Genomic DNA, 21966 nt, shown 5'->3' with positions numbered 1-21966 from the left:
GCTCCACGGTAGAGGCGCACCTTGGGTCATCGACCACACCGCTCGGTGATCGCGTCCGTCGCGTCGTGGCTAGGTCGGCCCGTCGTTCCCGGGCGCGCCAAGCGGTCCGCCGGCACCGCCCGCGCCAGGAGCGCCGGGGGTGGCCCCAGCCCCGGCGCTGCCGCCGTTGCCACCGTTGCCGATCAGCAACGCGTTGCCGCCGTTGCCGCCGTTGCCGCCGTCGGCTATTCCGCCTCCCCCGGCGCCGCCGTCGCCGCCGCTGCCGATCAGGCCGCCCCTTCCGCCGTTGCCGCCGTTGCCGCCGGCGGTGTCGGCGTACCCGCCGCCGGCGCCGCCGGCGCCGCCGTCGCCGAAGACCAGCCCGGCGTTGCCGCCGGCCCCGCCGTTTCCAGCGATCTCACCTTCGCCGCCGCCGCCGCCGACGCCGCCGGTACCAAAGAGCAGGCCGGCATTGCCCGCGGCCCCGCCACCCCCGCCGGTGAGGCCGCCGAACGCGCCGGAGCCGCCGGCCCCGCCGGGACCCAACAACAGGGCGTTGCCACCGCCCCCGCCGGCTCCGCCGGTCGAGTGGCCCATGCCGCCCGCGCCGCCGGCACCGCCGGCACCGGAGAGCAGACCGCCGATGCCGCCGGCGCCCCCGGCTCCGCCGGCCTCGGTGACGCCTTCGCCCCCCGCGCCGCCCGCGCCGCCGGCTCCGAAGAGCAGGCTGGCGCCGCCGGCTCCGCCGGCCCCCCCATTGGTTTGACCGGTCCCGCCGGGGCCGCCGACGCCGCCGGCCGCGAACAATCCGGTGCCACCGGCGCCGCCGGTACCACCGGGACCTGTGGCCAGCGTCCCGGAAGAGCCGCCGGCCCCACCGACGCCACCGGCACCCAACAGCCCGCCGGCGCCGCCGGCGCCACCGGCCCCGCCGGAGTTGCCCACACCGAATCCACCGGCCCCACCGGCCCCGCCGGCGTGGAACAACCCGCTGGACCCGCCGGCCCCGCCGTTCCCGCCGGTACCGCTGCCAAACCCGCCGGCCCCGCCGACACCGCCGGCACCGAACAGCCCGCCGGCCCCGCCGTTCCCGCCGTTCCCGGCGGTGAAGCCGCTGCGTCCGCCCGCGCCGCCAGCGCCGCCGGCACCGAACAGGCCGCCGGCCCCGCCGTTCCCGCCGTTTTGGCCATTAGCAGTAAATGAGTTTGCGCCGGACCCGCCGGCCCCACCGTTGCCGATCAGCCACCCGCCGTCCCCGCCGTTGGCTCCGGTCCCCGGGGCCGCGCTGGCGCCGTTGCCGATCAACGGGCGTCCAGTCAGCGCGAGGAAGGGCGCGTTGAGTGGGCCCAGCACGAATTCCTGCACAGTCTGCAATGGCGAGGCGTTCGCCGCCTCGGCAACCGTGTAGGCACCCCCGGCCGCGTTCAATACCTGCACGAACTCGGTGTGAAACGCCGCCGCCTGCGCGCCGAGCTCCTGGAAGGCCTGCCCATGCCCGGAGAACACCGCCGCCACCGCCGCCGACACCTCATCGGCGCCGGCGGCCAGCACCCCCGTCGTCGGCGCCGACGCGGCCGCGGTGGCCGCGGTCAGTGTCGAGCCGACGCCGGACAGATCGGAGGCCGCCGACACCACAAGCTCAGGAACCGCCACCATATACGACATCGCTACTCCCGCGGGGTCGGCGCCACATCGGCAAATGATATGAACACAAAAGGCGTCCACAGCCTACGTCGATTACGGCGTGGAATAGCGCAAAGCGGAATGATTACGGGGGCCGGCGCGCGATTACTGCCGATAACTGGTCAGGAAGTTGCCAAGGCGTTCGATCGCGGCCGCGAGATCACGGGCCCAGGGCAGCGTGACCAGGCGAAGGTGATCCGGGGCCGGCCAGTTGAAGCCGGTGCCCTGGGTGACCAAAATCTTCTCCTGCAGCAACAAGTCGAGAACCAGCTGCTCGTCGTCGGCGATGTCGTAGACCTCGGGATCCAGCCGGGGGAACGCGTACAGCGCGCCCTCGGCCTTCACGCACGACACCCCGGGAATCTGGTTGAGTTTGGTCCACGCCACGTCGCGCTGCTCGAGCAGCCGGCCGCCGGGAAGCACGAGGTCCTCGATGCTCTGGTGCCCGCCGAGGGCGACCTGGATGGCGTGCTGCGCCGGAACGTTGGGGCACAGCCGCATGTTGGCCAGCAGGTTAATGCCTTCGATGAAGCTGCTGGCGTGGTCCTTGGGCCCGGTGATCGCCAGCCAACCGGCGCGATACCCGGCGACTCGGTAGGCCTTCGACAGGCCGTTGAACGTCAGGCACAACATGTCCGGCGCGAGTGTGGCCACGCTGATGTGTTGGGCGTCGTCGTACAGGATCTTGTCGTAGATCTCATCGGCCAGCAGCAGCAGTTGATGCTTGCGCGCGAGATCGACCAACTGGGTCAGGATTTGGCGTCCGTAGACCGCGCCGGTCGGGTTGTTCGGGTTGATCACGACCAGCGCCTTCGTACGCTCGGTGATCTTGGATTCCAGGTCGGCGATGTCGGGCTGCCAGCTTTGTGTCTCGTCGCACAGGTAGTGCACGGGCGTGCCGCCGGCCAGCGAGGTCGACGCCGTCCACAGTGGATAGTCGGGGGAGGGGATCAGCACCTGGTCGCCATTGTCCAGCAGCGCCTGCAGCGTCATGGTGATCAGCTCCGAGACGCCGTTTCCCAGGTACACGTCGTCGACATCGAACCGCGGGAAGCCCTCGACGAGCTCGTAGCGGGTGACCACCGCGCGCCGGGCCGGCAGGATGCCCTGCGAGTCGGAGTACCCCTGCGCGTAGGGCAACGCCTGGATCATGTCGCGCATGATGACGTCGGGCGCCTCGAAGCCGAAGGGCGCCGGGTTGCCGATGTTGAGCTTGAGGATGCGGTGCCCTTCGGCCTCCAACCGCGCAGCGTGCGCGTGCACCGGGCCGCGGATTTCGTAGAGGACGTCCTGCAGCTTGGACGACTGCGAAAAGGCGCGCTGCTGCCGATGGTGACCGGCGGTATGCACGGGCAGCTGGTGAGTAGTCACGCCACCCATGGTCTCACTGCTGTCCATTGAAATTTGCTGACAAGTGTCGAATCGTGATCAGCGCTTACCCGGCGGCCGGGCGCCGCGTGCGATGCCGAGGCCTTTCACCGGCGCGGCAGGCGGGGCCCCGTCGCCGTCAGAGTCGGCCTTGGGGTCCGGCTCCACCTTTGCTTCGGGTTTCTGGTCGGCTTCGGCCGCGGCGGGCTCGGCGGCCTCGGTGGGCTCGCCGGGCTCAGCTTCGGGCGCGGCGGGCTCGGCTTTGGGCGCGGGGGCTGGGGCGGCTGGCTTCTTGGCTCCGGGTCGCCGGGCGCCGGCGGCGATGCCCAGTCCCTTGACGGGCGCAGCGGGAGCCTTGGCCTCAGTGGGTTCCGGTGCGGGTTCGGCTGGTGCCTCGGCCTCGGCCGCGGGTTTCTCGGTGGCCGGGGCCGCGGGCTTCTTGGCGCCGGGTCGCTTGGCGCCTGCGGCCATGCCCAGGCCCTTCACCGGCGCGGCGGGAGCCTTGGCTTCCGGGGTTTCCGGGGCTTCCCGGGGTTCCGGGGCTTGCGTGGGCTCCGCGGCCTGCGTGGCTTCCGTCGGCGCCTCGGCCGTCGGTGATTCGGCGGTGGGCGCCGCCGTCTTCTTGGGACCGGGCCTCTTGGCGCCGGCGGCCATGCCGAGACCTTTCGCGGGGGCGGCCGGTGCAGCCGAGGCCTGTTCGGCGGCCGGGGTTGCTGCCGCCTTGGCGCCAGGCTTCTTGACGCCCCCGGCGATGCCCAGACCCTTGACGGGTGCGGCCGTGGTTTCCGCGGGCTTGGCTGCTGGGGGCTTCTCGGCCGGGGCTTTTTCAGCGGGCGCCTCGGCCGGGGCGGCCGGTGCCGCGGCCTTGGGCGCCTGCGCGGCGCGCGCGGCGGCCTGTTCCGAGGCCTCCTTCGCAGCCGCGCCCTTTTCCGGCAGCGTCGCCTTGTCGTACTCGAGAGAGCCGAGCAGTACCTGGGCGACGTCGAGCACCTCGACACCGCTGCGCCCGGCCTCTTCCTGCCGATCGTTGACCCCGTCGGTGACCATCACCCGGCAGAACGGGCAGCCGGTCGCGATGGTGGCGGCATTGGTGGCCAGCGCCTCGTCGACGCGTTCGTGGTTGATGCGCTTGCCGATGTGCTCTTCCATCCACATCCGCGCGCCGCCCGCCCCGCAGCAGAAGCTGCGCTCGGCGTGGCGCGGCATTTCGGTGAGCTTGGCTCCCGCGGCGCCGATCAGCTCGCGCGGCGCCTCGTACACCTTGTTGTGCCGGCCCAGGTAGCACGGGTCGTGGTAGGTAATGTCTTGGGAGACAGGCGAAACGGGGACCAGCTTGTTGTCTCGCACCAAGCGGTTGAGCAGCTGGGTGTGGTGCAGCACCGTGTAGTTGGCGCCCAGCTGACGGTATTCCTTGCCAATGGTGTTGAAGCAGTGCGGGCAGGTGACGACGATTTTGCGGTCGACAGTCTCCACGCCTTCGAACAGCCCGTCCAGGGTTTCCACGGCCTGCTGGGCCAGCTGCTGGAATAGAAACTCGTTGCCCGACCGGCGCGCCGAGTCGCCATTGCAGCTTTCCCCGGTGCCCAGCACCAGGTACTTCACCCCGGCGATCGCGAGCAGTTCGGCGACGGCCTTGGTGGTCTTCTTGGCCTTGTCGTCGTAGGCGCCGGCGCAGCCGACCCAGAACAGGTACTCGTAGCCTTCGAAGCTGTCGACATCCTCGCCGTAGACCGGGACGTCGAAGTCGACCTCACTGATCCAGTTGGTCCGGTCACCGGCGTTCTGCCCCCACGGATTGCCCTTGGTTTCCAGGTTCTTGAACAGCGTGGACAGCTCGGAGGGAAATTCGGACTCCATCATCACCTGATACCGACGCATATCGACGATGTGGTCGATGTGCTCGATGTCCACCGGGCATTGCTCGACGCAGGCACCGCAGGTCACGCACGACCACAACACGTCGGGGTCGATCACACCGCCCTGCTCGGCGGTGCCGACCAGCGGACGGGCCACCTGCTCGGGTCCGTGGCCGGGCACCCGGCCGAAGCCGGATTCCGGCACGTGATGGCCCTCTTCCTTGGTGGTTTCGAGGTCGAGCCCCTCGAGCGGCTCGGCGGTCTTCTCGCCGAGGATGTAGGGCGCCTTGGCCATCCAGTGGTCGCGCAGGTCCATGATGACGAGCTTGGGCGACAACGGCTTTCCGGTATTCCAGGCCGGGCACTGCGACTGGCAGCGCCCACACTCGGTACAGGTGGCGAAGTCGAGCATGGCCTTCCAGCTGAAGTCTTCGATCTTGCCGCGGCCGAATTCGGCCTCGTCGGGCGGGTTTTCGAAGTCGATCGGCTTGCCGTCCGCCTCGACCGGCAGCAGCGGCCCCAACCCGTCGGGCAGTCGTTTGAAGGTGACGTTGATGGGCGCCAGGAAGATGTGCAGGTGCTTGGAGTGCAGCACGATCACGAGGAAGGACAGCATGACCCCGATGTGCAGCATCAGCGCGACGGTCTCGACGATCTCGTTGGTCGGCTGACCGAGCCCCGACATCAGGTGACCCATGAAGTGCGTGAAGAAAGCGCCGTTGCCGTACGGGAATTTGGAACCCAGGGCATTGACGGATGCCCCGCGGAAGATGGCGTAGGTCCAGATGACGTTGAAGATCATGAACAGGATCAGCCAGGCGCCGCCGGTGTGCGAACCGTAGAAGCGTGATTGGCGGCCGTATTCCTTTGGCTCGCTGCGCAATCTGATGATCGCGAAGGTGACGATGCCGCTCAGCACCGCCAGTGCGAAGAAGTCCTGCAGGGCGCCCAGCGCGTCAAGGTGACCGATGACGGGGATGGCGAAATCGGGTTTGAACAGCACACCGTACGCCTCGATGTAGACCGTCAGCAGGATGAAGAAGCCCCACATGGTGAAGAAGTGCGCCAGACCCGGCAGCGACCACTTCAACAGTCGACGCTGCCCGAACACCTCAGCGACCTGGGTCCAGATCCGGGTGCCCAGACTGTCGGTTCGCCCGCTGACCGGCTGGCCGGACATCACCAGCTTGTTCAGCCACCAGACGCGCCGCAGGGCGAGCACGCCCACAACCGCGGTCATACCCAGGCCGAGTATCAGTCTGATGAGCGTCTGCGTGGTCACAGAAGATCTCCCCAATGCCTAAGTTACGTGCCTGCGCCGGCTGCTTGACCTGCTCATAGTGACACCTGTGGCGTTTTCTCCGCGAGAAAGGCTGCCCTAAGTTGCTGAGTTCTCCGGGGCCAGCATGGCGCGCAGCATGGACAACATCTCCGAACGCGAACCTGCGCCAAGGCGTCGACGGATCCGGGCGACGTGGTGTTCGACGGTCTTCGCCGAGATGAACAGCTGCCCGCCGATGTCGCGGTACGGCAGACCCAACAGCAACAACTCGGCGACTTCGCGTTCCCGATCGGACAGCGTCGACCCGGTGGGCTGGTGCCGGCGGGCCGACGGGGCGGCGGCCGTCGGCTCGTCGGGCGGGGTTTCGGCAACGCCCGAACCGATCTTGAGATCGCGGGCGAGTTGCAGCATCGCCCCGGACACCCTGGCGTCCGGCGTCTGCAGCGCGGCCTGTCCGGCCAGCCGGGTGGCGTCCGAGGTGAGGCCGACCTGCGACAGGGACCGTGCCGCCGTGGTGACCTCGTCGGCGTCGACCTGATCGGCCAGGACCCGTAGCCACGTCCGGCCCGCACTGGACATGGCCTGCGCGAGTGCACTGTGGCCCGCCGCCGCCGTCAGGGCTTGCCCGTGCGGAGCGACCGCTTCAGGCGAGTTGGCCAGGATTGCGGCGTGCACGCCGGCCCAATGCAGTGGCGCTGCCCACAGGGCCGGGTTGCCCAACGTCTCCAACAGTGTGAAGGCCTGATCCAGGGAGTGCCGCAGCTGGTCAACCTGGCGCATCCGGGAGGCTGCGACCCACAGTTCGCCCAGTGGCAGCAGCGCGAACAGATCCACCGAGCACTCGGCGAGCACTTCCATGGCCGTGTACCAATGCTTTTGCAGCGCACCGCTGTCGCCGCCGCGACGGGCCACCGCGGTCTGCAGCGCCGCCGCCCACAGCGCGTCGCGCCGGTGCAATCCGGACCCGGCGGCCGTGACGTCGGCGGCCGCCGACGCGAGCTGCCCGTCCTGCATCTTGACCCACCCGGACAACAGCAGGTGTCGTCGCTCGAATTGCACGTCGCCGGTGAAGCGTGCGGCCCGGCCGATCACGCTGCGGGCCCGGACCGGATCACCCCCGTGTATCGCGGCCAAGGTGACCAGGGCGGCGGCGCTGTCCGGCATCACCTCGGTCATCGGTTGCTCGACGGTCAAGGTGTCTGGCAGGCCCTGGCTCAGCTTTGCCATCGCGGCCGGGTACGGCCGATCCATGCTGGACAGCAGGCCTTCGGCGAGGCTGCGTGCGGCGCGCGCGGCGGTGGTCGGTGGACCGGTGTCCTTCAGCCGCAGGGCGTCGCGCGCCGCTGCAAGGTCGCCGATACCCACGAGCGTGATTGCCGCGGCCGCGCCGACCACGGCGTGCGGGTGGGGCCCCAGCCAGCCGAACAATTCGGCGGCCTGGTTTGCGTTGCCGTCGTGGACGGCAATGCTGGCCGCGATCCGGACCGCCGCGGCGCGTTCGGCGGAGTCCGAGGAGCTGAGCAAATCGTCGGCCAGTGTTGCCGCGGCGGCGTAATCGCCGCTTAGGGCCAGCGCCTCGGCCAGACGCGACGTCAATCCCTGGGCGCCGGCGTCGACCGCAGCGCGGTACAGCCGCGCAACCCGTGCGGCCGGGGCGCGCGTTTCCCCCGCCTGACGCGCCAGCATGCGGGCCAGCCGATCGTCCGCGAGGCCGTGTTCGGCGAGGCGCAGCGCCAACTCGGGTGAGACCGCCGACATATCGAATTGCGAGCGCAGCAGCGCGGTTTCGACCTCGCGGTGGCGTGCATTGCCAACGATCTGCGCGACGGCGCCGTGCACCAATTCAAGGAAAGCCGCCGTGTGCGACGGCTCGGTTAACCCGCTGGCGCGGGCCCGATCGACGAGCCTGCGTGCATCCGTGGCCGCCATCCCCAGCGCGGCCGCCACGTCGGCTGTCCCTAATTCTTGGGTGAGTGACATGAGAAGCAGGGTGTCCAAGGCTGGCTCGTCCAGCCGGCGTAACCGCTCGATCAGCGCGAATTTCGCGGCCTGCACCGGGGAGTGTCCGCTGTCGGATGCGGCGAAGGCAAGGAAGGGGAGTCCCGCGGTGCAGTCCAGCAGCTCTTCGTCAACCGGCACGGGGCCAAGGGTTATCCGTGGTCGGTCTCGCTCGAGGGCCGTGGTCAGAACGCGCAGCGCGCTGTGTTGTTCGTAGGGTTCGGCGGCGACGACGACGGTCGCCTCGGGGTCGCCGACGCGCTCGGTGATGGCGAACAGTTCGGTCTCGGTCAGCAGGTGCGCATCGTCGACGACGAGGGCGGTCCGTGCGGCGGTCTCCGGCGGGTCACCGGCTCGCGGCGGATGGGCCTGGGCGGTCAGCCCGGCTTGGCCGAGGATTTCCCGGACGGCAGTCAGGACGGTTGTCTTGCCCGTACCGATCCCACCGACGACGAGAAGCTTGACGGGCGCTGTCGCGGCGCCGGCCACGACGGCGATCGCTTCCTCCGCGTGGCTGGCCGCTGATCCCCGTAGCCCCATAATTCCCCTAACGTCGGACCCCCTAATAGTGCCTCAGGGCGGGCGGGTTTCGTACCGAACGCAGCCGTGACCGCAGCAGATAACATTTGGTCATTGGCTGGGATTTCCCTGTGGACATCTGTGACGCGGCAAGGAGGCGCGACGATGGCAAACTCATTGCTTGATTTTGTGATCTCGCTTGTGCGCGACCCCGACGCGGCAGCGCGCTATGCGGCCAACCCCGCGCAGTCGATCGCCGATGCCCACCTTGCGAACGTGACCAGCACCGATGTCAACAACCTGATCCCCGTGGTGTCGGATTCGCTGTCGATGGGCGGCTCGGGGATGGCCCCGGCGGGAGCACAGCCGGCTGATCATGGCAACGTCTGGGCGAGCGGCGCGGCGGCGGCGGCCCTGGATGCGTTTTCTCCGCACACCCCTGTGGGTGTTGGGGATCAACACCACCCGGTTGGCAGCGTGATCACCCCGCCGTCGACCCCTGGGGCCGTCGAGGTACCCAGCGATCCGCAGCCGCTTGGAATCGACCAACACGGACCGTCCGTGCTGCTCACGGCGGCCGAGGTGCCCGACACCACCGTCGACCACGGCGGTTTCCCGGTGCACGATCCGGATATCTGGGACCACCCCGTCGCCCACCCTCACCCCACCGGACCCGATCAGCACGGGTTCGGCATCCACGGGTGAGGGTTACTCCCTGTTCTCCTAACTAACTGCGCCATTCGGCGTTTTGAGCTGCTCAAATGCCGGCAATAGGGGCCGTTTTAACCCTGCGTTTAGGGGTGGCCCGAATTCCCCTAATCCCCTAACCAGACCCCCCGAACGATCCCGATCCGCTGTTCGCCAACGGGGGGATCAGGCCCCGATTCCGGCGGGCCGGGCGATCCATAGCGTGTCTATCAGAGCGCCGGTCAATCCGGTCCTGAGCTTCACAGCTTTCCACTGAAGGGATATACCAATGAACTCGCTGATCGAATACATCCTGAGTCTGTTCACCGACCCGGCGGCGGCACAGGCCTTCGTTGAGGGTCCACAACAGGCGATGCTCGACAACGGTCTGGTCAACGTGGCACCCGACGAGTTCTCGTCCGCGGTGGCGAGCGCGGCGCCGGGTGTGGACCTGGGTCCTGGCGACCCGGTCGGCGGCCTGCAGCAGGTCGTGGCCGACCAGTATGGCTATGCCCCGGGTTATGGCGGGTATGACCCCGGCTACGGCGGGGATGGTCAGGGTTACGCGGGGTACGGCCCGGGCTACGGGGGTTACGGCCCCGGTGACGGCGGATACGGGTATGGCCCGGGTCTCGTTTCCACGGTCGCGCAGGACGGGGCCGCCTTGGTCGGCGACGCTCTCGCGCCTGTCGTGGATGGCGCCGGCGCTGTGCTCGGCATCGGCGACGCCGTCGTGGGTGGTTTGAGCGGCGGACTGGTCGGCTTCGGCCCCGGTCCGTACTATCCCGATGGCGCTGGTTTCCCCGGCCCGGGCGGTTTCGGGTACGGCTGGCAGCCGGGTTGGGGCGGCTGCGAACCGGGCACCGGGGAGTGTGGCTTCGGACCCGGCGGGCCCCGCTGGGGCGGTTTTGGGCCTGGACATGGTTTCGGACCGGGTTGGGGTGGTTTCCGGCCTGGGCCTGGTTTTGGGCCGGGACATGGTTTCGGGCCCCGCTGGGACGGCTTCCGGCCTGGTTGGGGCGGTTTCGGCCCTGGGTCCGGGTGGGCCGGCAGCGGGACCGGTTGCGCCCCCGGCTGGGGTGAATTCAGGCCCGGCTTCGGGCCCGGCTTCGGCCCGGGCGCGAGTCCGTTCGTACCTGTTGGTGGTTTCGGCGGTGGCCTCGGCGGCGAGGTGGGCCTGGGTTTGCAGATCGGTGCCGGGCTGGGTTTCGACGTAGGCGGCGGGACCGGTTTGGGCGTCTCGACCGGTTTCGGTCTGGGTCTCGGTGCTGAAGTCGGCGGCGGTCTGGGCCTTGGCATTGGCGGTGGCGCGGGTTTGGGCGGCGGCTTTGGTTTGGCCAGCGAGGCCGGACTGGGTGCTCGGGCCGGTCTCGGTCTCGGCGGTGAGGCCGGATTTGGAGGCCGTGCTGCCGTGGGTGCCGGATTTGGCGGTGCCGCCCGTCTGGGTGGTGAGGGCGGTTTGGGCGGTGGCGTGCGTCTTGCCGGCCAAGCCGGCCTCGCTGGCGAAGCCGGCCTTGGGGGCCGCGCGGGGCTTGCCGGTGAGGGGGGACTTGGCGGCGGTGCGGCCGCGGGTGCCGGAGCCGGCCTGCGCGGTGGCTTCGGACTTGCCGGCGAAGCCGGTGGCGCCGGTGGTGCCGGCCTGGGTGGCCGGCCTGGTCTCGGTGGCGAGGCTGGCCTTGCTGGTCACGCTGGTGCGAGAGGTGAGGGCGGCTTAGCCGGTGGTGCCGGCCTGGGTGGCCGGGCTGGTCTCGGTGGCGAGGCTGGCCTTGCTGGTCACGGTGGTGCGAGAGGTGAGGGCGGCTTAGCCGGTGGTGCCGGCCTGGGTGGACGGGCCGGTGCTGGTTTTGGTGGTCAGGCCGAAGGGGGGTTCGGCGCTGGTGCCGCCGGCCAGGCCGCGCTCACTGGCCAGGGCGGCGCTGGGTTCGGCGGCGGTGCCGCCGGCCAGGCGGCGCTGGCTGGCGAGGCGGCCTTCGGCGCCGGCGGTGGCGCCGCCGGCCAAGGGGGCTTCGGTTCCGGCGGTGGTGCCGCCGGCCAGGGGGGGTTCGGTGCCGGCGGTGGCCTGGCTGGCGGCGGCGGTCTGGCTGGCGGTGGCGGTCTGGCTGGCGCTGGCGGGGGCGGTCTTGCCGCAGGAGCTGGGCTGACGGGCGCCGGTAACGTCGGCGGGCTCGCCGGTGCGGGTGGTAACGCAGCGCTGGGTGCCGGCGCGAGCGGTCAGGCGGGGTTGATCGCTAGTGAAGGCGCTGCGCTGAATGGCGCTGCCACACCGCATGTGGCGGGCCCGCTTGGGGGTGTCGGTGTCGGTGGCCAGGGCGGTGCCGGCGCCGCGGGCGGTGCCGGACTGGGCATCGGCGGCGAACGCGCCACCGCCGGTTTGAGCGGCGGCACGGCACTGGGGGGCCACGCGACGCCGGAACCCGGGACCTCGTCCCTCGCGGGCGGCGCCGGTCTCGGCGGCCACGCCGGAGGCGGCCTTGCGGGCGGTCAGGCGGGTTTGGGTGGCCAGGCCGGTTTGGGTGGCCAGGCCGGAGGCGGCCAGGCCGGAGGCGGGCTTGCTGGTGGGGCCGGTTTAGGCGGCCATGCCGGAGGCGGGGCACCCGCACCCGGAGGCGGCGCACCCGCACCCGGGGGCGGTGGCGGCATTGCGGCCGGCGGAGCCGGCGGCGGCGCCCACGGAGGCATACTCGGCCAGGAAGGTGCCACGCTTGGCGGCGGCCCGACTGTTCCCAACGGCGGAGGCTTGCCGGCCGGGCACGGCCCCACTGCTCCAAGCGGGCAGGGGCCGGTGGTGCAGAGCCCGGGCGCTGCCGGGGGCACCGTTGGTGGTGGTCACCCGACGCCGCAAAACGGCCCCGTCATCCAGGGCGGCTCGGGCGGCCCTGTCAACCACGGCGGCGCGGGCGCACCCGTGATCCATCAGCCGGCGACGCCGGCCCCGGTACAGCACGCGCCGACACCGGCGCCGGTTCAACACGCGCCCGCTCCGGTCGAGCACGCGCCGGCCCCGGTCCAACACGCGCCTGCCCCGGTCGAGCACGCGCCTGCCCCCGCGGCGCACAGCCCGTCGGTGTTCGAAGGCACCCCCCATGCGCCGGCCGCGGCTCCCGCCCCGGCTCCGCATCCCGCGCCGGCGCACGTGGCCGGTCCGCACGGGTAATTTGGCCGACACAGCGAACCGGCGGGGACCTTCATGGTTCCCGCCGGTTTGTGCGAATACCGTTATCTCTGTGCGAGGCAACGAGAAAGTGGGGCAGCACGGTGACCCAAGCCGGTGACCCGCGTCGGGTCAACGTGATCGTCGAATTGATCGACCACACCATCGCGATCGCCGACCTCAACGAACGCGGCGACCTTGTGCAGCGGCTGACGCGTGCGCGTCGGCGCATCACCGATCCGCAGATCCGGGTGGTGATCGCCGGGCAGCTCAAGCAGGGTAAGAGCCAGCTGCTCAACTCGTTGCTGAACCTACCGGTGGCGCGGGTCGGTGACGACGAGGCCACCGTCGTGGTCACCGTCGTCAGCTATGGCGACCCGCCGTCGGCCCGACTTGTCTTGGCCGCCGGGCCAAACGGGGAGGCCGCGACCGTCGACTTTCCGATTGACGACATCAACACCGACCTGCGCCGGGCACCACAAGCCGGGGGCCGCGAGGTGCTCCGCGTCGAGGTCGGTGCCCCCAGCCCGCTGCTACAGGGCGGCCTGGCGTTCATCGATACGCCCGGCGTGGGTGGCCACGGACAGCCGCACCTGTCGGCGACGCTAGGACTATTGCCCGACGCCGACGCGCTGCTGATGGTCAGCGATGCCAGTCAGGAATTGACCGAACCCGAGATGTGGTTCATCCGACAGGCGCACCAAATCTGCCCCCTGACCGTGCTCGTGGCGACCAAAACCGATCTGTATCCGCGCTGGCGCGACATCGTCAGCACCAACAGGGCGCACCTGCAGCGGGCCCAGGTGCCGATACCGATCATCCCGGTGTCGTCGCTGCTTCGCAGCCACGCCGTGACGCTCAACGACAAAGAACTCAACGAAGAGTCCAACTTCCCGGCGATCGTCAAGTTCCTCAGCGAGCGGGTGATGCCGCGTGAGACCGACCGGGTGCGCGATCAGGTGCTGACCGAAATCCGTTCGGCAGCAGAGCAATTGATCACTTCTGTGGGATCGGAGTTGGCGGTTGTCAACGATCCCGGGCTCCGGGACCGGCTGGCCGACGATCTGGAGCGCCGGAAGCGCGAAGCCTTGGACGCGCTGGAACAGACCGCGCTGTGGCAGCAGGTGCTCAATGACGGATACACCGACCTGACCACGGACGTCGACCACGACCTGCGGGCACGCTTCCGCGCCCTCACCGAGGACATCGAGCAGCAGATAGATACCTGCGATCCGACCCGGCAGTGGTCGGAGATCGGAGCTGATGTGGAGAATGCGGTCGCCACCGCGGTCGGGGACAACTTCGTCTGGGCCTATCGGCGCGCGGAGGCTCTGGCTGACGACGTCGCACAATCCTTTGCCGATGCCGGACTGGATTCGATCATCTCGCCCGAGCTGAGCGCGCGTGCGATGGGCGCCGATTTCGACCCGCTCAAGTCGGTGGCGCAGCTGGACTCAAAGCCGGCCGGCAAGGGCCAGAAGGTGGTGACCGGCCTGCGGGGTTCCTACGGCGGCGTGGTGATGATCGGCATGTTGTCGTCGGTGGCCGGGCTGGGCCTGTTCAACCCGTTGTCAGTGGGGGCCGGCCTGGTACTCGGCCGGATGGCCTACAAAGAGGACAAGGAGCACCGGCTACTGCGCGCACGCGCGGAGGCCAAGACCAATGTGCGACGCTTCGTCGACGACGTGTCGTTCGTGGTCGGCAAGGAATCGCGGGACCGACTCAAGGTGATCCATCGCGCGCTGCGCGACCACTACCGCGGCATCGCCAACGAGATGACTCGCTCGCTCAACGAATCACTGCAGTCCACCATCGCGGCGGCGCACATCGAGGACGCCGAGCGCGAGCACAAGGTCGCCGAACTGGAGCGGCAGCTGAATATCCTCGAACAGGTCACCGACAATGTCGACAAGCTGGCGCCGCAGGTGACCCTAGGAAGAGTGTGAGCACCAGCGACCGGGTCCGCGCGATTCTGGGCGGCACCATCCAGGCTTACCGGAGCGAGCCGGCCTACCGCCAGCGCGCCGACGTCTTCTTCGAATTGGAGCGGATCGGCGCCAGGCTCAACGAGCCGATTCGCATCGCACTGGCCGGCACGCTCAAGGCCGGCAAGTCCACCCTGGTCAATGCGCTGGTCGGTGAGGACATCGCCCCGACCGACGCCACCGAGGCCACCCGGATCGTGACCTGGTTTCGGCACGGTCCCACGCCCAAGGTGACCGCCAACCATCGCGGCGGGCGGCGCACCAATGTGCCGATCACCCACAGCGACGGGTTGAGCTTCGACTTGCGCACCGTCGACCCCCGCGACGTGGCTGACCTGGACGTCGAATGGCCCGCCCAAGAGTTGGCCAGCACCACGATCATCGACACCCCCGGCACGTCGTCGCTGACGCGCGAGGCGTCCGAGCGCACGGTGCGGTTATTGGTGCCCCCCGATGGGGTGCCGAGGGTAGACGCGGTGGTGTTCCTGTTGCGCACCCTCAACGCCGCAGACATCGCGCTGCTCAAGCAGATCGGCGGGCTTGTCGGCGAGTCTGCCGGGGCGCTGGGCATCATCGGGGTGGCTTCCCGCGCGGACGAGATCGGCGCCGGGCGGATCGATGCGATGCTCTCGGCGAAGAACGTGGCCACCCGGTTCACCGCCGAGATGAACCGGACGGGCATCTGTCAGGCAGTGGTCCCGGTCGCCGGACTGCTCGCGCTCACCGCGCGCACGCTGCGCCAAACCGAGTTCAAGGCGCTGCAGAAGCTCGCCCGTGCCGACAGCGCCGAACTCAACAAGGCCATGCTGAGCGTCGACCGCTTTGTTCGGGTGGACAGCCAGTTGCCGGTGGATGCGGTGACCCGCGCCCAATTGCTCGAACGATTCGGCATGTTCGGCATCCGGATCTCGATCGCCGCGCTGGCGGCCGGCATCAGCGATTCGGTCGGCCTGGCCGACGAGTTGCTGGAACGCAGCGGGTTGGTGGCGCTGCGGGAAACCATCGATCAGCAGTTCGCGCAGCGCTCCGACATGCTCAAGGCGCACACCGCGCTGGTGTCGTTGCGCAGGTTCGTCGAAGTGTTTCCGATCGTGGCGACGCCGTACATCATCGCCGACATCGATCCGTTGCTCGCCGACACCCACGCTTTCGAGGAGCTTCGACTGCTCAGCCAATTACATTCGCGGACAACGACATTGAATGACGACGAACTCGCGTCACTGCGCCGCATCATCGGCGGTTCGGGCACCAGGCCCGCCGCGCGGCTGGGCCTTCGCCCAGACGAACAGGACCCCAACGAAGCTCCGCGCGCCGCCTTCGCCGCCGCCCAGCGCTGGCGGCGGCGCGCCGAGCACCCGCTGAACGATCCGTTCACCACCAGGGCCTGTCGGGCGGCGGTGCGCAGCGCCGAGGCGTTGGTGGCCGAGTTCGCCGCGTCCGGCTACGACATGTCCAACGTGCAGCCGCGTTAGCGGCCGCCAAAGGGGGGTTGGATAGGCCCACGGTGGAAGGGCGGTGTCGGCGGTCCCGGACGCGAGGTCGTCTGCGCGCTGGTCGTTACCGGCGCCGACGTGGTCGGAACGGTCGTCGTCGGCTGGGTGGTGGTCGGCGCGGCCGTCGTGGTGGCCGGGGCCTCGCTGGTGGTCGCGGGCGCCGGCGACTCCGTGCTGCTCGGTGCGGGCGGCGGTGGCAGCACGGTGACGGTGGGGCTGTCGTTTGGCCCGATCACGGTTGTCGTGATGGAAGTCTGCGGGGGCGCCGGTGTGTTGGGGGGAGTGGTGTTGACCGGGCTGGTTTTGTGGTCGCCCAGGGTCAGGGCCAAGACCACCGCCACCAGCACGGCCGCAGCTGCACCCGCCACGCTGAGAACCAGCGCCGTGCGCTTGTACCACGGCAGCGGTCCCGGCTCGGCGGGGTAACGGACCGCGGCTTGTTGCGTGAATCCCGGTGGCTCCTGGCCATACCCGCCGGTGTGTTCGGGTCCGGTGTAGGGGACCGGTTCGTCGGCACCGCCGCCCTCCTCCGAATACGCCACGGCGCCTTGGGTGCCCGGTTTGTCGACGTCGGGGACTTGGCTGGCCCAGGCCGTCGGCGCCATTTCGGTTCCGGGGTCGGGCTCTTGCCCTTGTTCCCCCGGCCCGTAACTGCCGTACACGGTCGGGTCGTCGGCACCAGAATCTGGCGGGTCGTACCTAGCCACGGCCGCCGACTGTAGCGGCTGGGATGACCCGCGGGCCCACGCCGCGCGGGCCCTGTGACCTATCAGCAATCAAAGCTTCACCGAGTCCTAATGGGGCAGGTTGGGCGGCAGCGTGATCGTCGGCCCTCCCCGCGGAATCGTGATCGTCGACGGCAGCGCAGGCAGATGGTGCGTATGCGTTGGTTCCACCGTCGTGGGTTGCTGTGTCGGCGACTCCACCGAGCTGCTGGTGGTCGACGGCGTCGTGGTGGTGGTCGTGGGCGCGGTGGTGGTTGTGGTCGTCGTGGTGGTGGTCGTCGTGGTGCTCGGCGGAGTTTGGGTGCTGCCGCCATTTCCGAACAACTGGATGACGCCGTAGACGATCAACCCGATCAGGATCAAAACCCCGACGGCCCACGCGATCAGCGCCGCGGGCCTGCGGTACCAGGGTTTTGGTTCGGGCGGCTCGCCTTGCTCGCCTGGGTAGAAAGGGCCGGAGGCATCGTCGGGCTGCACCGTGTCGAGCTCATGCGGCGGGATCCCCGGGGGAGGGGGCGGTAAAGAACCGAAATCGTAGGGCGGAGCCGTCGGAGGAGGTGGCGGCGGCCCGGGCGGCGGTCCCTGAGCTGGCGGTCCCTGGGATGGTGGACCCTGGGGTGGTGGTCCCTGGGGTGGTGGACCGGGCGGCTGATAACCGCCCGGGGGGCGGTACTGGGTGGGCTCGTTGTTGAAGCCATCTGGTGGGCCGTTGTCTGGCACGGGATTGATGGTACTGAGGCGAGCTGCGAACTGGCTTGGCGAGTCGCGTGACGCGCGGGGCAAATCGTTGATCGACACGGCTAAAGGTCGCCGATCTACGATTGGCGCCGCGAGCGTGACGCCGATGAGAAAAACCGGCTCGAGATTCGCAGTGCCGTTACGCTGGCGAATGGTCATGGGCCGAAGCGAGACCCTGACCTGACCTCAGAACGTGTTGACCTTGTCGATGCTGACGAACATGCCGTGGCCGGTTTTGTTGTTCGTGAAGCGCGTGCCGTCGGTGGTGGCGTTGATCGTCCAGCCCTGCGCGTCGTAGGTCTTGTAGTCGATGGTCACCGTGGGGATCGCTCCGAGGTTGCCCAAAATCCACTGCACTGAGCCGGCGGCGGTGATGTGGACGCCGTTGGTGTGCTCACCGTCCTCCATGGGGGAGTTGGTGAACGGCGCCTCGCAGCCGACGCTCTCTTTGCTGATCTGGCAGCGCGTCTTGCCGGACTTGGTCTCGATGAAGACGTAACCGTTGTCGTCGGGCTTGAGCGGAATGGCGCCGGCCGGGGCGGTGGGGCTGGCCGGGGTGGTCGGCGGGACGGACGTGGGTGAGGTGGGGCTCGTTGTCGGTGCCGTGGAGGGCGCGCTGGGTCTGGGGGTGGGGAAGCTGGGTTCGGTTGGTCCCGCGCCCGGCCCGGCGATCGGTTTGCCGTCGACGACGGAGCTGCACGAGGCTGTCAGCGCAATGCTTGCCAGCAACGCGCCACTGGCCAGGCGTCGCCGTGCCCCTTGCGACAATGCCGTCACTCGCACGCGCCACTCCCCTGAAACTTCCCCGGAAACTTCCGGTGCCAGCACACAAGATTACGCATCGAGTGACGCAAGTGACTGCAGTGACGCGGTTTTGGAACTGCGCTGATGGCGAAGCGTTACCGCCGGGTGCGCTACTCCGGCGAAGGTAACGCTTCGACGTCTGGTGTTTCGCGCGCGGCGTCCAGCACGCGATTGCGGACCAGGAACCAGCCACCGATCAGAGCCGGCACCCCGAGCACGGTGGCGCCCAGCATCCAGCGACCGTACGTCTTGTCGAAGTACATCAGGATCAGCACGGCCACCAGGAAGACCAGCGTGACGTAGCCGCTGTAGGGGGATAGCGGCATTCGGAAGTTCGGGCGCTCCAGGTCTCCGCGTTGTGTCAGTTGGTGGAACCGCAGCTGGCACGCGACGATGGTTGCCCAGGCCACGATGACGCCCGTCGCGGCGATGTGCAGAACGATTTCGAAGGCCTGGCTCGGGGTGATGGCGTTGAGCACAATGCCAAACAGGCCGATCGCGGCGGTGAGCAGGATCCCGCCGAACGGCACGCCGTTCTTGGACATCGGTGCGGTGAACTTGGGACCGCTGCCGTTGATCGCCATCGACCGCAGGATCCGGCCCGTCGAATACAGTCCGGCGTTCAGGCTGGACAGCGCCGCGGTGAGCACCACGAGGTTCATCAGGCTGCCGCCGCCGGCAAAACCGACCTTGGCGAAGAACGTGACGAACGGACTCACGTGGTCGCGATAGGCGGTGTAGGGCAGCAGCAATGCCAGCAGGATGGTCGACCCGATGTAGAAGACCGCGATGCGAAACACCACCGAGTTGATGGCTCGCGGCATGATCTTCTCCGGATCCGCCGCCTCGCCGGCCGCGATGCCGACCAGTTCGACGGCGGCATAGGCGAACACCACTCCCGCGGTGACCATCACCAGGGGCAGCAGTCCGGTTGGCAGGAACCCGCCGTGGCTGCTCCACAGCGAGGGCCCGGTGGTCTGGCCGTCGACCTTGAAGCGCCCGGCCAGAATAACCGCGCCGACGACCAGGAACGTCACCAGCGCCAGCACCTTGATCAGCGCGGCCCAGAACTCCAGCTCGCCGAAGAGCTTGACCGAAATTAGGTTCATCGACAGCACCACGAGCAGTGCGATCAACGCGAGGGTCCACTGCGGGATGACCTGGAACGCCGTCCAGTAGTGGCAGTAGTGCGCGATCGCGGTGGTGTCCACGATCCCGGTCATCGCCCAGTTCAGGAAGTACATCCAGCCCGCGGCGAAAGCCACCTTCTCGCCGAAGAATTCGCGGGCATAGGACACGAACGATCCCGACGACGGGCGGTGCAGGACCAGTTCGCCGAGCGCGCGCAGGATCAGGAAGACGAAGATGCCGCAGATCCCGTAGACCACGAACAACCCCGGTCCCGCCGAGGCGACCCGGCCGCCGGCACCGAGAAAAAGACCGGTCCCGATAGCGCCGCCGAGCGCGATCATCTGGAGCTGGCGGTTCTTGAGAGCCTTGTGGTAGCCCTCGTCCTCGCGACTGAGCCGCTCCCCGGCGGTGTCTAGCGGTGGCTCCATTTTTGGAGAGCTCCTATTCACCCGAGGAACTGGAATGGCTGTCAGGTTAACCCAACTGCGCCCGGGCCACAGCCCGAGGAGGCGGCACCGTCACCGTGGGCACCTTGACATCGATCAACGTGATCGACCTTCCGTCAGTGCTCGCGAAGTTGCATGCCCGGCACCCCGGCGTGGTGGTCCAGCTCCGCGCGGCACGCGCCGGTTCGGCGGGGCTTACCCGACAACTCCGCGACGGCGATCTCGACATTGCGTTCATAGCCTTCACCGGGGCCCCGCCGGCCGACCTAAATGCCCGACTGGTTTCCGCCGTCCCCCTGGTGCTGGTGGTCCCGGCCGAACACCCACTCGCACAGGTGGATTCGGTGTCCATGGCCGACCTCGCGGGATTGTCCTTCGTTGACGGTCCACCTGGCTACGGCAACCGAACCGTCGTCGACGCCGCCTTTGCCGCCGCCGGTGTCCAGCGGACCGTCACCCTCGAGGTCGCCGACGTCGGCACGGCCGCGGCCTACATCCGTCACGGATTGGGAATCGGATTTCTGCACCCGTTCATCCTCGACGGGATCGACCGTTCCGGGCTGGTTACGGTGCGCGTCGCCGATCACGACCTGTGCTGGCGGCTATACGTCGCGACCTCCGCGACCCGGCCCCCCAGCGCGGCCACCCGCGCGCTGCTGTCGCTGATCGCGTAGCAGACCACCCGCGCTGAGTGGCCCGGGAACAAGACGGCGATGCCCGCCGTTAGGATGATCAAGAAGTTGAGTGAATCAGACTCAAGTCCGAGTTGACAGCAGCCCGCTGCCACGGGCAGGCTTGAGCGGGGTTCACTCAGCATAGTGCAAGACAGCAGCTCAACAACTCAGGAGGAATCACCATGGCTCGTGCGGTCGGCATCGACCTCGGGACCACCAACTCCGTCGTCTCAGTTCTCGAGGGTGGCGATCCCGTCGTCGTCGCTAATTCCGAGGGCTCACGGACGACTCCGTCCGTCGTCGCGTTCGCGCGCAACGGCGAAGTGCTCGTCGGGCAACCGGCGAAGAACCAGGCGGTGACCAACGTCGACCGCACCGTGCGTTCGGTCAAGCGGCACATGGGCACCGACTGGTCCATCGAGATCGACGGCAAGAAGTACACCGCGCAGGAGATCAGCGCCCGCATTCTGCAGAAACTGAAGCGCGACGCCGAAGCCTACCTGGGTGAGGACATCACCGACGCGGTCATCACCGTGCCCGCCTACTTCAACGACGCCCAGCGTCAGGCGACCAAGGAGGCCGGCCAGATCGCCGGCCTGAACGTGCTGCGCATCGTCAACGAGCCCACCGCCGCTGCCCTGGCCTACGGCCTGGACAAGGGCGAGAAGGAACAGACCATCCTGGTCTTCGACCTGGGTGGCGGCACGTTCGACGTCTCGCTGCTCGAGATCGGCGAGGGCGTGGTCGAGGTTCGCGCCACCAGCGGTGACAACCACCTGGGCGGCGACGACTGGGACCAGCGTGTCGTGGACTGGCTGGTCGAGAAGTTCAAGGGCACCAGCGGCATCGACCTGACCAAGGACAAGATGGCCATGCAGCGGCTGCGTGAGGCCGCCGAGAAGGCCAAGATCGAGCTCTCGAGTTCGCAGAGCACCTCGATCAACCTGCCCTACATCACCGTCGACGCGGACAAGAACCCGCTGTTCCTCGACGAGCAGCTGACCCGGGCGGAGTTCCAAAAGATCACGCAGGATCTGCTGGACCGCACCCGTTCCCCCTTCCAGCAGGTCATCAAGGATGCCGGGATTTCGGTCGCCGACATCGACCACGTGGTGCTGGTGGGTGGTTCGACCCGCATGCCCGCGGTTACCGAGTTGGTCAAGGAGCTCACCGGCGGCAAGGAGCCCAACAAGGGCGTCAACCCCGACGAAGTTGTGGCCGTGGGCGCCGCGCTGCAGGCCGGCGTGCTCAAGGGCGAGGTGAAAGACGTTCTGCTACTTGACGTTACGCCGCTCAGCCTGGGTATCGAGACCAAGGGTGGCGTGATGACCAAGCTCATCGAGCGCAACACCACGATCCCGACCAAACGCTCGGAGACCTTCACCACCGCCGACGACAACCAGCCGTCGGTGCAGATCCAGGTCTATCAGGGTGAGCGCGAAATCGC

At 68.8% G+C, this 21966-nt stretch carries 13 protein-coding genes and 3 pseudogenes; 7 read left to right on the top strand and 9 right to left on the bottom strand.

The window, feature by feature from the left end; translation table 11 throughout:
- Positions 1-75 precede the first annotated feature (75 nt).
- From JO236_RS12135 to iniR, 4 genes and pseudogenes are all read right to left on the bottom strand, one after another.
- A pseudogene (locus JO236_RS12135) lies at positions 76-1644 on the bottom strand (PE family protein); the annotation flags it as partial.
- 123 nt (positions 1645-1767) lie between these two features.
- Positions 1768-3060 (bottom strand): pyridoxal phosphate-dependent aminotransferase, encoded by a 1293-nt coding sequence (locus JO236_RS12130; RefSeq protein WP_293329996.1) that lies wholly within the window; start codon positions 3058-3060, stop codon positions 1768-1770.
- Positions 3061-3090: 30 nt separating this feature from the next.
- The gene (locus JO236_RS12125; RefSeq protein ID WP_293329993.1) at positions 3091-6168 is read right to left on the bottom strand and encodes a heterodisulfide reductase-related iron-sulfur binding cluster; all 3078 of its coding nucleotides are present in this window, start codon (positions 6166-6168) and stop codon (positions 3091-3093) included.
- A 96-nt stretch (positions 6169-6264) separates the two neighbouring features.
- Positions 6265-8706, bottom strand: coding sequence for an isoniazid response ATPase/transcriptional regulator IniR (gene iniR / locus JO236_RS12120; RefSeq protein ID WP_293329990.1), 2442 nt, complete (start codon positions 8704-8706; stop codon positions 6265-6267).
- A 144-nt stretch (positions 8707-8850) separates the two neighbouring features.
- Here iniR and JO236_RS12115 point away from each other — a divergent pair, with 144 nt between their 5' ends.
- Both JO236_RS12115 and JO236_RS22525 read left to right on the top strand, forming a co-directional pair.
- Positions 8851-9390 (top strand): Rv0340 family IniB-related protein, encoded by a 540-nt coding sequence (locus JO236_RS12115; RefSeq protein WP_293329987.1) that lies wholly within the window; start codon positions 8851-8853, stop codon positions 9388-9390.
- 271 nt (positions 9391-9661) lie between these two features.
- A pseudogene (locus JO236_RS22525) lies at positions 9662-9754 on the top strand (hypothetical protein); the annotation flags it as partial.
- Positions 9755-11173: 1419 nt separating this feature from the next.
- On the opposite strand, the gene JO236_RS12105 reads toward JO236_RS22525, so the two are convergent.
- A complete protein-coding gene (locus JO236_RS12105) occupies positions 11174-11641 on the bottom strand; it encodes a hypothetical protein (protein WP_293329981.1) in 468 nt (155 codons plus the stop codon).
- Here JO236_RS12105 and JO236_RS12100 point away from each other — a divergent pair, their 5' ends adjacent.
- The 3 genes from JO236_RS12100 to iniC all read left to right on the top strand — a co-directional run bounded on the left by JO236_RS12100 (position 11642) and on the right by iniC (position 15980).
- Positions 11642-12526 carry a hypothetical protein gene (locus tag JO236_RS12100; protein WP_293329978.1) on the top strand — a complete coding sequence of 295 codons (885 nt, stop codon included), beginning with the start codon at positions 11642-11644 and terminating at the stop codon, positions 12524-12526.
- A gap of 101 nt (positions 12527-12627) precedes the next feature.
- Positions 12628-14469: a dynamin-like GTPase family protein gene (locus JO236_RS12095; RefSeq protein ID WP_293329975.1), complete on the top strand. Its 1842-nt coding sequence runs from the start codon at positions 12628-12630 to the stop codon at positions 14467-14469.
- Positions 14466-15980, top strand: a complete 1515-nt coding sequence (iniC, locus tag JO236_RS12090; protein ID WP_293329972.1) for an isoniazid-induced dynamin-like GTPase IniC — start codon at positions 14466-14468, stop codon at positions 15978-15980. Before JO236_RS12095 ends, iniC begins: the two co-directional genes overlap by 4 nt.
- On the opposite strand, the gene JO236_RS12085 is transcribed toward iniC, so the two are convergent.
- The 4 genes from JO236_RS12085 to JO236_RS12070 form a co-directional block, all read right to left on the bottom strand.
- Positions 15977-16708 (bottom strand): hypothetical protein, encoded by a 732-nt coding sequence (locus tag JO236_RS12085; RefSeq protein WP_293329969.1) that lies wholly within the window; start codon positions 16706-16708, stop codon positions 15977-15979. The two genes, iniC and JO236_RS12085, sit on opposite strands and share 4 nt — an antisense overlap.
- An 87-nt stretch (positions 16709-16795) precedes the next feature.
- Positions 16796-17446, bottom strand: a complete 651-nt coding sequence (locus JO236_RS12080; protein ID WP_293329966.1) for a hypothetical protein — start codon at positions 17444-17446, stop codon at positions 16796-16798.
- Positions 17447-17650: 204 nt separating this feature from the next.
- Entirely contained in the window at positions 17651-18208 is a 558-nt protein-coding gene (locus JO236_RS12075; protein ID WP_293330041.1) for a hypothetical protein, read from the bottom strand.
- A 170-nt stretch (positions 18209-18378) separates the two neighbouring features.
- On the bottom strand, positions 18379-19827 hold the full coding sequence (locus tag JO236_RS12070) for an amino acid permease (protein ID WP_293329963.1): 1449 nt from the start codon (positions 19825-19827) through the stop codon (positions 18379-18381).
- 92 nt (positions 19828-19919) lie between these two features.
- Between JO236_RS12070 and JO236_RS12065 the strand changes: the two are divergent.
- A pseudogene (locus JO236_RS12065) lies at positions 19920-20519 on the top strand (LysR substrate-binding domain-containing protein); the annotation flags it as partial.
- A 182-nt stretch (positions 20520-20701) separates the two neighbouring features.
- Positions 20702-21966, top strand: a 1265-nt coding sequence (dnaK, locus tag JO236_RS12060; RefSeq protein WP_293329960.1) for a molecular chaperone DnaK, incomplete at its 3' end; no start/stop codon positions are given.

This window comes from Mycobacterium sp. (assembly GCF_019247635.1).
Classification (GTDB): domain Bacteria; phylum Actinomycetota; class Actinomycetes; order Mycobacteriales; family Mycobacteriaceae; genus Mycobacterium.
This window is presented reverse-complemented; position numbering and strand designations above follow the sequence as displayed.

What these genes read in the sequence shown, in the direction of transcription:
- JO236_RS12130 (WP_293329996.1), bottom strand. Translation starts at nt 3,060, where the DNA reads ATGGACAGCAGTGAGACCATGGGTGGCGTGACTACTCACCAGCTGCCC.
- iniR (WP_293329990.1), bottom strand. Translation starts at nt 8,706, where the DNA reads ATGGGGCTACGGGGATCAGCGGCCAGCCACGCGGAGGAAGCGATCGCC.
- JO236_RS12115 (WP_293329987.1), top strand. Translation starts at nt 8,851, where the DNA reads ATGGCAAACTCATTGCTTGATTTTGTGATCTCGCTTGTGCGCGACCCC.
- JO236_RS12105 (WP_293329981.1), bottom strand. Translation starts at nt 11,641, where the DNA reads ATGCGGTGTGGCAGCGCCATTCAGCGCAGCGCCTTCACTAGCGATCAA.
- JO236_RS12070 (WP_293329963.1), bottom strand. Translation starts at nt 19,827, where the DNA reads ATGGAGCCACCGCTAGACACCGCCGGGGAGCGGCTCAGTCGCGAGGAC.